Origin of the sequence: Methanolinea mesophila (assembly GCF_017873855.1) — an archaeon.
Classification (GTDB): domain Archaea; phylum Halobacteriota; class Methanomicrobia; order Methanomicrobiales; family Methanospirillaceae; genus Methanolinea_B; species Methanolinea_B mesophila.
Map to the genome: position 1 here is coordinate 114,082 of NZ_JAGGKR010000002.1, position 14,473 is coordinate 128,554.

Sequence of the window (14,473 nt, forward strand, 5' to 3'; positions counted from 1 at the left end):
TGCCAGCGGCGGGGAATAACCTGTTCTGGCTGAACCCGGCGGGGAGACCCCTGCCCCGATCAGGGCCCCGCGGATTATCGCAGTGGGCAGGGAGCGTTGCCCGCGGTACCCTTCGGAGAGCCACGTCAGAATATCGACCCGGTTCTCCCGGAACAGCTCCCCGGAAGGACTAACTCTGCCTGGCGGGCAGCTGTTCAAATAGAATGGTTTACCGTTCAGCGGGTCTCACACTTGAGCAATGACCTCGAAGGACGAGACCTCGTATGTCAAGGTACAATGCTGTCATTGCGAGGGAGCAGGCTGTCTCTACTGTGATAAGACCGGGCACGTGCTGGTCCGGGCCCCGGCCACCCGTTGCAGGCACTGCGACGGAGTCGGATGCATTTACTGCGGCTTTTCCGGGTGGGCCGGGCTTAAAGGGAAGTACGACTGATTTTCTTCTTCCCAGTAGTCACCGGTACCTTTTCCCATAACGGAATCCGGAGAGACCCCGCTGTTCTCCCGTCGAACATTCTTTTTTTGCTGATTTACCCGGTAATTGTGCGCCGACAGGATTTATAGAAAAAAAAGAATAAGGTTTCGGATTTTCTATTCCTGAACGAACATGAGCGTTCCGGCCGCCATGTCCTGGAGCGCCTGCTTGCACTTTGTGAACTGGAGAATTATGTACCCGATAAAGAGGGTCAGGAAGACGAGGATTTTTGCGAAGTGACGCAGGGTCGCCCGGGAGAAGGTGATCCGGTTCCCCTCGCCGTCCGTGACCGCGATCCTGAGCGCCATCTTCCCGAGGGTTGCCTGGTTCCTCGAGCTTTCAAGATACGCATAGTAAATCCAGGGGACGATGATGATCAGGATGAAGAACGCCACGATCACCTGGAACGGGACGACCGCATGGACCACCTCCCCGTAACGATCGGTCATGGGTAGGTGGCGGGAATACTGGTACACCATCCTGATCCCCTCCGAAAGACCGAGCACTCCGATAAGAAAGAGGTCGATCAGCAGGAGGAACAGAAGGTCCACGATGAACGCAACGAACCTCCTTCCCAGTCCCGAGAACCGCTCGGTCTGAATCGTGGCCTTATGGTGCAGCAGCGGGCGCGGCGGTCGTACCAGCTCGGCACCGCACCACTGGCAATATTTCCCCGAACCCTCAGTCTCTTTCCCGCATTTTGAACAGTGCATCCTCATCCCCTTGCTAGGTACTAATCGGCAGTGAACACTTCAATATATCGAAATATATTCGGCCACGGAACGTGTGCCGATTAAAAAAAGAAAGGGTTCTGCACCGGGGGTCTTTCGGGTCACCCTGGTACCTTCAACCGCCCGTGAGCGCGGTCTTTGACGCCCGTATCGTGTACCAGTATACCACCAGGGAGAGGAAGACGGCCACCAGGCCCACGATCCCCAGGATGACCCACTGATCAATCCCGGCAGATCCGGTCGCGATACGGGCAACAAGGTTCAAAGGGTTGTCCGGGATTGCCAGGGCGAAGATCATAAGCACCACGACTGCGGTAGAGAAGATGAACTGTGCGGCTGTCCTCTCCCTGTAGTAGAGCGCGGTAAGAGCCCCGATAAGGATGAGAACCATGGAAAATGCCATAACCTGCACAAGGATCGACACTATCCCCTCGATTACGATCCCGTTCAACGAGAGGAGGATAAGCCACGCCCCGGCCTGGATAGGCACGAGCAGCTCGCAGGCTAGGATCTTCCCCCAGATGACCTCGTGCAGGGACATGGGAGTGGAGAGCAGCGTCTCGAGCGTGTGGTGCTGGTACTCCTCGGTGATCAGGTCGATGACCAGGGCCGATGCGATGACCGCCGGCAGGAGGACCAGGAGCGGTATCAGCAGTCCGTAAATGAACTCGTAAAACGACGATCCTCCGGTATTTTCCGGGAACTGGAGTGGGATGGGGACTATATCGAGGCGGGATTCACGGATATCCCGCAATTGCTGCTCGTACTGCAACAGGACAGCCTTGAGCTTCACGTTCACTATCGCGGACTGTATGTCGTTTTCCAGAAGGTAGAGCGTAATCTTCACCGGCTCGGTTGAGTCGGGCGGAGTGTCCGGGACATAGATCACCGCCGAAAGTTTCCTCTCCCCGAGCAGGGTCACCCCCTCGGAGAGGTTCATGGGGAAGACCACGATCTGTCCGCTCGATCTCAGGTAGTCTTCTAGGGCAGAGTCCGTTCCGGCGTAGGCCACCCCGTAACGGACCCCCGAGAACCGGGAGAGGGTCGTGGGGTCGTACATTGAGGCAAGACCGATCACCAGGAACGAGGAGAAAAGGGCGATGAAAAGCTGCAGAAGAACCGCGAGCAGGATGGTCCGCTCGTTCATCAGGCCCCGGAGGTCCTTTTTAATGATCATGTTCAGGTTTCGTCGCTTCATAAGGAGAGCACCCCCAGGATGAAGTAGAGGTTATAGAGACAGTGGACCAGCGTGGCGAACATCAGGCCCACGATATACCCGGTCCTGCCTCTCAGTTTCAGCCCTGTCCCCACGATCATCACCCCGGAGAAATGGAGGAGGAACGGAAGCCAGAGAACCCCGAGCGAGAGGAAAAGTATGCTGCCGAAAACCGATTCCGTGATTTGGGAGAGTGTCAGGAAGGTGAGGAGTTTCTCCCCGAAAAGGAAGCCGGCTGCAGTGGCGACCGAAGCGAAGGCCAGCCGCTTCCAGGTAAAGAAGGAGGGATCCCTGTGGTGGAGGGAAAGAAGCCCGATGGATTTTGCAAACTCCTCGATGAAGGCCGCGAATACCAGGAGCAGCACCAGGGAAAGGGGGACGGGGAGGTTGAAGAAGAGTACCAGTACCATCATCTGCGCCATGAATACGAACGGGATAAGGAGGGCGTTCAGCACGAACAGGGAGATGTATGGTCTTTTCCTGGAAATGGCCGTCGAAATGAAGTCCTGGAACTTTTCAGAAAGCCCTACCTGGGAGAATAACCGGTCTTCACGGAAGTTCACCAGGCCCAGATAGAGGAGGACTGCGCTCGTGAGGAAGAACAGGGATGTGGAATAGAAGTACTGGATCACGGTATAAGGCTCGCCCTGCAGGGTGAGGACCACCAGGGTGAGGGGGGAGATGAGGCTGATGATATGGACATTGGCAAAGATCGAGGGGAAGAAGAGATACGCGGTCGCGACGGTGGAGAAGAAAATTGAGAGGAACGAGAGCTCCTTGAAACTCCGGGAGATCATCCCGATGATCAGGGCGCTCGCCAGGAAGAAGAGTATTACCGGGAGCAGGGGGAGCAGGATAGAGAGCGAGGCGCCGAGCCAGAAGATGAGCAGCGTCGATATCGCGAGCATCAGCAGGAAATAGGGGAGGGCTTTTCCAAGGATGATCGCTGCCGGGTGGAGGGGGGTGGTGAGGAGCACCTCCCCCTTTCGTTCCAGCCGTTCGTTCATGATGCTCATCATGAAAAACTGCGACGTGAAATACAGGGGGAATATGAAGACAAAGACCAGAATGATGGTATCGAACGGGAGCGGCGGGGTGAGCTGCGACGGGATGGTGTAATCCCCGAACGGGCTCTCCCCGGTGAGCAGTTCTGAATATCGGGTAATCTGGGAACTTGATCCCTGCGACTGGACAAGCCCCTGCCGGATCTCGCTTTCGGGGATGCCGAGAGTGGGTGCAGGGGTGGCGATCTCGATGATCGGTCCCGAGGGGACCGGGGGCCTGCTCTGGCGGATGGGAGCCGCCACCTGCTGGCCCGCGAGCGTGGCGGTGAAATCGAGTTCGCTCCTGATATTCTGGACGTCGATCCATAACGGGTATGCGGCGAACAGGTCGGATTCCTGGGCATAGACCTGATTCAGGTACCCTTCGTAATCGGTCTGGAGGGCACGTACGGCTGCCCGCCCCTTGTCGGTGTCGCTCCCCCACACCTCGCCTCCGATTACGATGGCATCGAAATATTCCCTTGAGTTCCAGAGGGTGGAATCATCTGCCTGGTAGATCGTGAACCGCACGTCCGGAGAGAATATCTCCGCGACGGCAGGACTGTCGACCCCGAGAGTATAGATCCCGTCCTGGAGGTGGAGCCCCTGCGTGGCCGAAAAGCCGGTCACCACCACCAGGAGCGCCAGCATCACCAGTGCCAGCGGGAGCACGTTCTTTCCCATGGTCCCCAGGGTCCGGCGGACTTCCCAGCGGGATATGGTAAGGATACCTGAAAAAAACCTAAAAATCCGCACCCTTTATCGTAGAATGGTAGGTTCAGCAGCTATAATATAGTAAAGGTAAAGGAATACATTCGGATGCCGAGTTCGTTTATTGAAATTACCTCCCGGATTTCCGGGCTGCCCGCCACTTTTGAAATATGCCATAATAACCGTGAATTTTCATGATAGAAGGGTGCAATCTGAAAAAGGATTTTGATGGATTCGTCGCACTGGACGGGATCAGCTTCTCCTTCGAACGGTCAGGAATATTCGGAATCGTCGGCCATAACGGGGCCGGCAAGACCACCCTCCTGAAGATTCTCTCCGGACTAATCCCCCCCTCTTCGGGAACGCTTACCATGGACGGGATCGACGTGCTCAAGAACCCGGACGCGGTCAAACAGGTCCTCGGGTACCTGCCGGAAGAGTCCCGGCTCTATGAGACGATGACCGTGGACGACTATCTCAGGTTCTTCGGGGAGATATACGGTCTCCCGAAAGAGACCATCACATCAAGGGGCATGGAACTGCTCGCGTCGCTCAACCTCGAACCGGATAAAAAGAAGATCGGCGAACTCTCCAAGGGGATGAAGCGCAAGGTCGCCATCGCCCGCTCCCTGATCCATGACCCCTCCGTCCTCATCTTCGATGAGCCGACCTCGGGACTGGACCCCATGACCTCCCGGTTCATCGTCGATTATCTCAGGGAACTGAAATCCGCGGGAAAGACCATCATCCTCTCCGCCCACAACCTCTACCAGGTCGAGGCCATCTGCGACCGGGTGATGATCCTTCGAAGGGGGAAGACGGTCGCCGACGGGACCATGCCGGAACTCCGGGAGATGTTCGGGTCGATCACGTATCATATCTATTTCACCGCACCCCGGGTCGAAGAGGTGCACCTTGACCGGGACCCCGCAGTCGAAGGAGGTTTCTACCGGGCCGATGCGGGGTCCGTCCAGGAGATGAATGCCATTACTTCGGCGATCTCCCTGGCGGGAGGAACGGTTGACCGCATCGAGTCCAGGTACCCTTCCCTCGAAGAGATGATGATAAAGATCGGGGAATGAGGCCGCAGGTGTTCCAGGCGTTACCTATTCACTGTGAAGCCCGGATCTGCCCGATCTCATTTCGATTTTATTGTAAGATGTGATCGTGCCGGCATAAGTGTACGCTACCCTCAGGCGGCTAATTCCCCGTTTCAGTTGTAGTTTCATCATAAAAAAAACAGATTTTTCCCCTGCGTGAAAGGGCACACCGGAATGAACCAGCCGGATGCAGGTTCATATTAAAAAAGTGAAATCACGGGGGGTTTATTCCCCGTCTTTTCAAAGAACCGTACTACCGACGATCTCAGATGCCTGTTCCCCCGGGCAGGAGCACTCCTGAACTTCCCTGGGGAATACGCGAAGGAGGACCTGCCATGCCCTCGGTGAGGTTACCCGGACCCCCGTTCCACGCCGTGCCGATCACGCCGCCCGGGGGAGCACTCCTCATGCCGCCGGGCATGAACGCGGGGTTGAAGGATGGAGTATCCTGCGATGCGTTTACCGCACTGCCGCCGGGTAAATCCCTCATGACCTGGCCTGGCGGGCTTCCTGTCGAATTCACGGTCGAAGCGGTATACAGACTGCCCGGGGAGGTTATCGGAGAGAAGTCCGGTGAAAGGCCGGGTGCGGGAGCTGACCAGGTCTCCCCCGGGCTTTCCGGGATACTGCCGGGCAGGAGATCGATCACCGGGGTGGATTCATTCCCTGGTTGAAGATACCGTATCCTATCAGGAACTATTCCGGGATCAGTGCCGGCGGGGCTTACCGGGGTGGACCCGGTGATGTTCCCGAGTATCGAGCTGATCAGGCTCTGGAAAAACGAATTGATCGTGCTCCCCGGCACCGTCCCGCTCTTCAGGCCCGAGAGGTTGCCGGTCAGGCCGCCGGGGTTGGTCCAGGTCCTGTTCCCTACGGTCCCGCCTGCCGGGACACCGGTCCTGTTCCCCGGCATGGTGACATTCATCCTGGGCATCTGGGCGTTCCCGGAACCTATTGACGTGACCGTTCCCGATATGGTGAAATTGGCGATCTCCGTGCCCGGGGTATACGCTCCGCCCGAATATACGCCGTCCGTCGCCGACCCCGTCGAACTCCCGCCCGAATACACCACGTATCCGGCCCCCCTGGTGAGCAGCGGGGAACTGAATACGACGGACTGGTAGGTCTTGGCCGGGGCGAAGGTAAGGACATCCGCTCCCCCGGCGGTCCCGATGTGAACGAGGGTCCCTGCCGCCTGCTGCGAGGCGTAGGTGATCATAACCGAGCACTGGGACGATGAGGTGCCCGGGGCCTGAGCCATACCTGAACTGCCCGCCGCAAGCAGGTATCCCCCGGTTATCGAGAACGAGTTAAGGAAATCGAGCGCTCCGTTCCCGTTGTCCGTCGGTCCGTTAATGATTACCGTCCCGCCTGACATGGTGATCGGCCCGTTGACGTCGATCCCGTCGCCACCTGCATCGACCACCAGGTACCCGCCGCTAATGGAGAGTGATCCGCCGGCCGCATCGAACCCGCTCTGGCCCGTGCCATCCGCGACCGCGTTCACCCCGTCGTCGCGCGAAGTGAGGTGGATGTTTCCTCCGTTAATTGCGATATCTGCGCTCTCGATCCCTTCGTAGCAGGTCGGGATGGTGATATCTCCCGCATTTATCCGGAGCGAGGAGTCTGCATGCAGGGCGTCGTCCCCGGTGGAGAGACGGAGAGACCCGCCATCGATCCCGATCAGGTCGTTGGTGTTGATCGCATCATCGGCCGCATTCACGGTCACTGTGCCGCCCGAGACGATCACCCCGACACCGGCCTTGAGCCCCTTCATGCTCGTGGAATCGGAACCTGAGGTCGCGGTGGTTGCGGTGGCAGTCGAGGTCATCGTGCTCGCTCCCATTACGCGGGTTCCCTGGCCACCGGAGGGAGCAAAGCCGCCGGGTCCGCCCATGCCGCCGGGGGCACCTCCATTGCCTCCGTTATTATTCGTGGACGCGGCGTTCCCGCTGCCTCCCCCGGCGGTGATATCAATGATTCCTCCACTGACGTAGATATTCGTCTCGGCCTGGATCCCGTCAGCCCCGGAGACGATCGAGACCGAACCTCCCTCAACAGAGATGTATCCCTTATCGCTGTCTTCGTCGTTGTTGGACTGGATCCCGTCACCCGCTGCGTTCACCGAGACGGACCCACCTTTGACGGTCACGCTGTCCCGGCCCCGGATTCCATCGTTCACCGCGTTTACGATGATTGATCCGCCGGTGATCTTGAGGTCGTCTTTACTGGTGATCCCGTCGTTGTAATTCGCATGGACCGCGAGCGAACCCCCGCCGTTGATAGTCAGGTCGTCCTTTGAAAATATCGCCGCGTTCGGTTCGTCCGATCCTGCATCCGGGAGGATGTAGGTGATTCCGTCCGTTATGGAATTCGCGGTCCCGTCCGCGAGGGTTATCACCGTTTTATCCGCATTGACAATATAGACGGGTGCACCGGTGGAACTGGTGATGTACGCCCCGTCAAGTACAAGGGTTACCTCCTGGTCGTCGCCGGTATCGACGATAACCTGCCCGTCGTCCAGTGTCCCGCGCAGGGTGTAGGTGCCTGCCGAGGTGATCGTGACGGTACTGCCGCTCACAATCGCTCCTGTGCCCTCGAATGTTATCGCGTCGCCCGCGAGCGTTATGACGGACTGCCCGGAACCGTCGATCGCGGTATCGCCGCTCGCCCCGGCGGTGAAAGCAAATGCCAGCGCCAATGCGAGAATCAATGCCGTTATGGGTTTCATGTCTTTCGTCTCCTTCCTGGTGACTGTATTCTGCGAGTGTCAGTCAAACTAGATATATTGTAAAACATATCCAACATAACGTAAATACTTGTTGTCATATACCGGTAACGGTGCCACCGGTTCCGGGCAGTGGTGGAAATGAGTAAATGCACGCCGGGTATGCAAAGACGGATACATCGGTGAAAGTACGGGTGATTCCTTAGGTTCCCGGAGGATCAGGGAGAACCGGCTGCCTGAGAGATAAGAAACCGGGAAAATATGTGAAAAACGGGCCTGAAGGGATTTGAACCCTTGACCTACGGATTAAGAGTCCGTCGCTCTGCCGAACTAAGCTACAAGCCCAAAAATTTGGACCTACATAAATGGTAGCGGGAATGCAATAAACTTTTCGAAATTGGCCACATGCACGGCTTTTTTTTGCTCCGGAGGTGGAATTTGTTGGAATTCGCGATTGTAACCTTAATATGCTGAGCGGGGTTACCTTACAGACATATGCCCGAAATGGTCCAGCCTGAGTCACGCGGCCGGGTAAAATTCGTAATTTTCGGATGCGGGAGCATCGGTTTTTCCATCCTGCAGGAACTGGTGCAGGCCGGTGAACACGTGCTGGTGATCGATCGCGACCCGGACAGGGTCAGGGAACTCCGCGACCAGCACTACGAGGCCTCGGTAAAAGAGATGACCGATCAAGACCTGATGGCGGGTCTCCCCCCGTTCGAGATCGGGTTCCTCGTCAGCGGCGACCACCAGGCAAACCTCGCAGCACTCCAGACCATCAAGGGCAAGAGCCCGGCGATCGAGGTAATGGCGCGGGCAACTGATCCCCTCAACGCGGAAAAACTGGAAAAGGCGGGAGCGGACTATGTGCTCTCCCCCTCGCCGGTAGTGGCCAGGGCCGCGATACACCAGATCACGAAACTGCATGCAAACCGGGTCTCGATGAGGCTTTATAGCCTCCTCTCCGGCTGGGAGGGGGTGCTCGGGATCGTCACCCACAAGAACCCCGACCCCGACGCGATCTCCAGTGCAATGGCGCTCGCGGCCATTGCGAAGAGTGCGAACCCGAAGAAGCTCGCGGTCAGGATATTCTATGACGGGGTGATAGGCCACCAGGAGAACCGGACCATGGTAAACCTTCTCGAGATAAAGATGGAGAAGTACGAACCCCAGCTGCTCCAGGAATGCAATTATCTTGCGCTGGTTGACTGTCCCGGGCCGGGGATAAACAATCCTCTCTCGCCCCGCACGAGGGTGCACATCGTGATAGACCACCACCAGGACGGACAGGGGCTGGAAGCCATGGTACCCTTCGTGGACATCCGCCCCGGTCTCGGGGCGACGGCGAGCATCCTGGCCCAGTATATGCAGGAACTGGATATCGCCATCGACAGGCTGATCGCCACCGGCCTCCTCTACGGGATCCGTTCCGATACCCGGGACTTCGAGCGGAACGTCACCCCTTCCGATCTCACCAATGCCGCATTCCTCCTCCCCCTGGCGGACAACGACCTGCTCGACCAGATCAAGTCCCCCTCCCTCTCCCAGGAGACGCTTGACGTACTGGGGGTTGCCATCCGGAACAGGAAGATAAGGTCCGGGTACCTCTTCTCGAACGTGGGGTATGTCAGGAACAGGGACTCGCTTCCCCAGGCCGCGGACCTGCTGATCACCCTCGAGGGGGTGAACTGTGCACTTGTGTACGGGATCTCGGACGACGCCATCATCATGTCAGCCCGGAACCGCGACATCCGGCTTCATATCGGGAACGTGCTCTCCGAGGCGTTCGGGGATATCGGGGACGCGGGAGGGCACCCCAACATGGCCGCTGCCACTATTCCGCTTGCGTATTTCCGGAGGGTAAAGAACAAGGATGACCTCCTGAACCTGATCATCGATCCGCTCCTGAAGAAGTTCAACCACCTCGCCGGGCTGGAGAACGAGGGTAAGGATGAACTTTGAGGAATGGGAGCCGCATTACCTGGAAATACTGGACTACTTCGGGTTCTCCCGCGAGGATGACGAGGACGCCGCGCGGGTCCTCGCCGGGCTCCTGACGAAGGACGATCTCCCGGTCCTCTCATCGATCTGCCGCGGGGGGGATATCACGGTCTGCGGGAACGCTCCCACACTGAAACGTGAGGTCCCGGTAGTCCGGGGGAAGGTCTTTGCCGCCGATGCGGCAGCCGAAGTCCTCCTCGACCACGGGATCCGGCCTGCGGCGGTCTTTACCGACCTCGATGGTGCGACCGACCGGTTCATTGAGATGAACCGGGAAGGGACCGTGATGGTGGTGCACGCCCATGGCGACAACATTCCTCTTCTCCGCCACTGGGTGCCCCGCTTCCCGGGACCGCTGGTCGGGACCACCCAGAGCCGCCCGTTGCCGCACGTCCATAATTTCGGGGGCTTCACCGACGGGGACCGGGCGGTCTTCGCCGCGGATGCGCTCGGTGCCGCACGAATAAGGCTCGCGGGGTTCGACTGCGGCGACACCTCGGTCGACCCGGTGAAACGGGGAAAGCTCTTCTGGGCACGAACCCTCCTGGGACTTCTTGGGTATGAATGCTGAGGCCCTGATACTGGACGGGTACGTCGACGAACCTGCCTGCCTGGGAGTTCCTCCCTACATCTCCCCCTACATCCGGACCATTGCAGGGGTACTTGCCGGACTCGGCTACCAGCCCCGCTATCATACCATAGACCAGGTGAGAAAAGACCCTCTCCTCCTCTCCGCCTCCCGGAATGCCGTCGTCTCGGTGATGATCGCGGGTGTCACCGTGCCGGGGAAGTACCTCGGCGGGACCCCGGCGAGTCTCACCGAGATCCAGCAGCTGGGCCGACAGCTGCCAGGAAAAAAGTTCGTCGGCGGGCCGATCGGGTTCGGGTATTCGGCCGGGGGTGGGCAGAAGGCAATCCGGCAGGCTATCTCGGGGTTCGACCACCTCCTTGAGGGCTCTCAGGAAGATGCCCTCTTTGCCTTTCTTTCCGGGGAGACCCCGCCAGCCGGTTCTTCGTATGCCCGGTACGATTCCTGGGCGGTGGAGGGGGCGGGAATCATCCGGCAGCACCCGGGATTTCCCTGGGTCATGTGCGAGCTCGAGACCGCCAGGGGGTGTTCCCGGTCATATGCGGGAGGGTGCTCCTTCTGCACCGAACCGTTCTACGGCCCGCCCCGTTACCGGTCGGCGGAGGGCGTCGCCACCGAGGTCAGGGCGCTCTACGAGGCAGGCGCCCGGCATTTCCGTCTGGGAAGGCAGCCGGACCTTCTCACGTTCCAGGCAGGCACTGGTGAGTTCCCCCGCCCGAGACCCGATCGGCTGGAGGTGCTCTTCTCCGGGGTCCGGGAGGCCGCACCCGGGTTGCAGACCCTGCATATCGACAATGTGAACCCGGGGACCATCGCCCGGCACGGGGATGCGGCACGGGACGCGTTGCGGGTGGTTGTCGCCTACCATACCCCCGGAGACGTCGCCGCCCTGGGGATGGAGACCGCCGATCCCCGGGTGGTGGAGGCGAACAACCTCAAGGCATCTCCCGGGGACGTGATGGAAGCGATCCGGGTGGTGAACCAGGTGGGGGGGCAGAGAAAGGACGGGATCCCGGAACTGCTTCCGGGGCTGAACTTTGTCACCGGGCTCGCGGGCGAGACTCCCCTCACATTCGACCTGAATGAACACTTCCTCAAAGAGGTCCTGGCATCGGGGTTGCTGGTCAGGAGGGTGAATATCCGGCAGCTGATGCCTTTCGAGGGTACGCGGGCCTATACCGACAACACCCTCGGGCTCCACCAGGCCCGTTTCCGGAAGTTCAAGGAGTTCGTGCGGGAAAAGTTCGACCATCCCATGCTGCAGCAGGTCTTTCCCGCCGGGACCCTGCTCCGTGACGTGGTGATCGAGGAGGAAGGGAATGTATCGTTCGGCAGGCAGATGGGTTCGTACCCCATACTGGTGGGAATCCCGCTCCCGATGACCGCAGGAGCCGTGATCGATGCGGCGGTGGTCGACTGGGGAAGCAGGTCGGTGACCGCTCTCCCGGTCCCGGTGAGAGTGAACGCGCTGCCCTCCCGGGCGCTCGCCTGGATACCCGGGATAGGGAAGAAGAAGGCGGGAACCCTGGCGGTGAAGCGTCCGTTCAGGGACCTCGATGCCTTCCGTGCCGTCGCAGGGGAGACCGTACTCGACCCGTTCCTCGACTTCACATCTCCTTGAGCTCGATCACCTTGATGATGTCGGTACGGGACACGATGCCTACCAGGTTTTCCCCTTCCATCACCGGGATCCGGCCGATATTTGAGACCGACATGATCCGGAGGGCGTCCATGACGGGGGCCCCGGGAGGAAGGGTGAGGACCTGACGGGTCATGATATCCTTCACCTGCATTGCTTCCCGGTCGAGCGGGGAAAGTTTATGGACGTCGGCAAGGGTCACCATCCCGACGACCCTGCCATGCTCGACCACAGGGAAGCCCAGGTGCTTGGTGGAGTACATCAGGCTCACCACATCTCTTACCGGCATGGAAGGGGGGACCGTCGTCACCTCACGGGCCATGATGTCCTTCAGGTTCACGTCTTTTAAGAGGAAACTGTATTTTATCGCAGTGGACTCCTGGCTCGCCCCGATATAGATGAAGAACGCGATAAGGATCAGGATGGGGGAGAGGAGCAGGATCCCTACGAGTCCGAAGATCACCGCGAATACCTTGCCCACGTCCGCCGCGATCCTGGTCGCCCGGTGAAGCGGCATACTGCGGGCGAGGAATGCGCGGAGGACCCTGCCCCCGTCCATGGGGAATGCCGGGAGCAGGTTGAACGCGAAGAGGAAGATGTTCAGCAGCCCCAGGTAACCGAATGTAAAAATCAGCACCCCGGCGATCCCGGCATCGGTGATCAGGGTGGATACGAATGCGATGAACACGCTGATCAGGCCGACCGCCAGGCTGGTGAACGGGCCTGCGAGCGCCATAGGGAATTCGATGGCAGGGTCGGGCATCTCCTCTTCCATGGAGGAGATCCCCCCGAAGATGAGGAGGGTGATGCTGTTGATCTTGATCCCCTTCTTCTTGGCGACGACCGAATGAGCGATCTCGTGGATGAGAACCCCTATAAAGAGGCTTATGGCGATGACCATTCCGAGAATGTAGGCATTATACCCCGCGGTGATCAGGTCAGTGTTTATCTGTATCTGGGGCACCGGCGGGCCCTGGAAAATAAAGCCGATGTCGACGAACCACTGGAGGAACCCCTCGATCAGCTGGGTGGTGAGCGTGGCCTGACTGCCGATGAGCCATGCGAGAAGGGGAATGATGATAAGAAAACTCCAGTGGAGAAGAATAGGTATCCCGAATATAGATCCGATTTTCAACGAACCGTTCATTGAAAGGTATCTTTTTTAACTGTTCTAGTATATATCTTCCATGATTAAGATGAGAACCCAGATTACAGAGTTATTCGGGCTCGCCATCTACACCGAGAAGAGCGTCTTCGTGGGAGAGGTAGAGGACGTGCTGATCGATGTGGACAGCAAAAAGATGGAATCCCTCGTGGTAGGAAAACTGAACCAGGAACTGGTCGATATCAAGAACTACAAGGGGCTCAAGATTCCCTTCAGGATAATCCGGGCCATCGGGGATATCGTCCTCATCCGCCACCTTCCCGGTGCGTTCAAGTCCGGCAACTTCGACGAGGTATAATCCGGAACCCTGATATTTCCCGGGTTTTTCACTCCGCGTTATCATGAAAGAACGGGAACTGTTCGCAAATCTCATCACCATACCCCCTGTTTTTGTCAGGCTCGACGGCCGGACCTTCCACAGTGTTGCCGAACACCTCGGGCTCGCGAAACCCTTTGACCCGGCGTTTTCCGGTGCCATGGAGCAGGTGTGCATCAGGTTCCTCAGGGAGAGCGGGCTTTCCCCCGACCTGGCGTATACGTTCTCCGACGAGATCAGTCTTTATTTCTCGTTCCTTCCGTTCGGGGGAAGAGTGGAGAAGATCGATTCGATAAGTGCATCTTTTGCGGCCAGCGCCCTGACCCTCGAGCTGAATCTTACGGAACCTCTCTCTTTCGATGCCAGGATCATCCAGGTGACCCCCGAGATGGCGGTGGAGTACCTGATTAACCGGCAGAGCGAGGCCTGGAGGAATCATCTCAATGCCTACTGCCAGAGCGCACTCGTCAGGGAAGGACTGTCCCGGAAGGACGCTGCGAAGAAACTGCGGGGGCTCCCTTCCCGCGAACTGCACGAGTTCATGTACTCCCGTGGGGTCAACCTCGCAAAAACCCCCGCGTGGGAGCGGCGGGGGGTGCTCGTGTACAAGCAGGTACGAAATGTCGAGGGGTTCAACCCGGTCAGCGGGGAGCTCGTGGAAAGCCTGCGGAGCGCGGTCGTCCCGGAGAGGAACCTTCCCGTATTCTCTTCCCCGGAAGGGAGGACGTTCCTCTCCGGCATCATCCGGAGCATGTGAGAAGG

General features: G+C 58.8%; 12 protein-coding genes and 1 tRNA gene. 7 read left to right on the top strand and 6 right to left on the bottom strand.

Features of this window, described 5'->3' with window-relative positions:
* Positions 1–238 precede the first annotated feature (238 nt).
* Positions 239–433, top strand: coding sequence for a hypothetical protein (locus tag J2741_RS11995; protein ID WP_209675894.1), 195 nt, complete (start codon positions 239–241; stop codon positions 431–433).
* Positions 434–588: 155 nt separating this feature from the next.
* Here the strand turns inward: J2741_RS11995 and J2741_RS12000 are convergent, their stop codons facing one another.
* The 3 genes from J2741_RS12000 to J2741_RS12010 all read right to left on the bottom strand — a co-directional run bounded on the left by J2741_RS12000 (position 589) and on the right by J2741_RS12010 (position 4,146).
* Positions 589–1,185: an RDD family protein gene (locus J2741_RS12000; protein ID WP_209675896.1), complete on the bottom strand. Its 597-nt coding sequence runs from the start codon at positions 1,183–1,185 to the stop codon at positions 589–591.
* Positions 1,186–1,318: 133 nt separating this feature from the next.
* Positions 1,319–2,401 (bottom strand): ABC transporter permease, encoded by a 1,083-nt coding sequence (locus J2741_RS12005; RefSeq protein WP_209675898.1) that lies wholly within the window; start codon positions 2,399–2,401, stop codon positions 1,319–1,321.
* A complete protein-coding gene (locus J2741_RS12010) occupies positions 2,398–4,146 on the bottom strand; it encodes an ABC transporter permease (RefSeq protein WP_209675900.1) in 1,749 nt (582 codons plus the stop codon). The genes J2741_RS12005 and J2741_RS12010 overlap by 4 nt, the downstream gene beginning before the upstream one ends.
* 221 nt (positions 4,147–4,367) lie before the next feature.
* On the opposite strand from J2741_RS12010, the gene J2741_RS12015 reads away from it, so the two are divergent.
* A complete protein-coding gene (locus tag J2741_RS12015) occupies positions 4,368–5,255 on the top strand; it encodes an ABC transporter ATP-binding protein (protein ID WP_209675901.1) in 888 nt (295 codons plus the stop codon).
* 283 nt (positions 5,256–5,538) lie between these two features.
* Here the strand turns inward: J2741_RS12015 and J2741_RS12020 are convergent, their stop codons facing one another.
* Positions 5,539–8,004 (bottom strand): carbohydrate-binding domain-containing protein, encoded by a 2,466-nt coding sequence (locus J2741_RS12020; RefSeq protein WP_209675902.1) that lies wholly within the window; start codon positions 8,002–8,004, stop codon positions 5,539–5,541.
* 268 nt (positions 8,005–8,272) lie between these two features.
* Positions 8,273–8,346, bottom strand: a tRNA-Lys gene (locus tag J2741_RS12025).
* A 150-nt stretch (positions 8,347–8,496) separates the two neighbouring features.
* Here J2741_RS12025 and J2741_RS12030 point away from each other — a divergent pair.
* Genes J2741_RS12030 through J2741_RS12040 form a run of 3 tightly spaced genes read left to right on the top strand, consistent with a single transcriptional unit; the run spans position 8,497 to position 12,212 of the window.
* Positions 8,497–9,963 carry a DHH family phosphoesterase gene (locus J2741_RS12030; RefSeq protein WP_209675903.1) on the top strand — a complete coding sequence of 489 codons (1,467 nt, stop codon included), beginning with the start codon at positions 8,497–8,499 and terminating at the stop codon, positions 9,961–9,963.
* A complete protein-coding gene (locus tag J2741_RS12035) occupies positions 9,953–10,573 on the top strand; it encodes a 6-hydroxymethylpterin diphosphokinase MptE-like protein (RefSeq protein ID WP_209675904.1) in 621 nt (206 codons plus the stop codon). Before J2741_RS12030 ends, J2741_RS12035 begins: the two co-directional genes overlap by 11 nt.
* A complete protein-coding gene (locus J2741_RS12040; RefSeq protein WP_209676371.1) occupies positions 10,563–12,212 on the top strand; it encodes a radical SAM protein in 1,650 nt (549 codons plus the stop codon). The genes J2741_RS12035 and J2741_RS12040 overlap by 11 nt, the downstream gene beginning before the upstream one ends.
* Here J2741_RS12040 and J2741_RS12045 read toward each other — a convergent pair.
* Entirely contained in the window at positions 12,199–13,377 is a 1,179-nt protein-coding gene (locus tag J2741_RS12045) for a CBS domain-containing protein (RefSeq protein ID WP_209675905.1), read from the bottom strand. The two genes, J2741_RS12040 and J2741_RS12045, sit on opposite strands and share 14 nt — an antisense overlap.
* Positions 13,378–13,426: 49 nt before the next feature.
* Here J2741_RS12045 and J2741_RS12050 point away from each other — a divergent pair, with 49 nt between their 5' ends.
* Positions 13,427–13,693 (top strand): PRC-barrel domain-containing protein, encoded by a 267-nt coding sequence (locus J2741_RS12050; RefSeq protein ID WP_209676373.1) that lies wholly within the window; start codon positions 13,427–13,429, stop codon positions 13,691–13,693.
* A gap of 43 nt (positions 13,694–13,736) precedes the next feature.
* A complete protein-coding gene (locus J2741_RS12055; RefSeq protein ID WP_209675906.1) occupies positions 13,737–14,468 on the top strand; it encodes a tRNA(His) guanylyltransferase Thg1 family protein in 732 nt (243 codons plus the stop codon).
* The last annotated feature ends 5 nt before the right edge of the window (positions 14,469–14,473 follow it).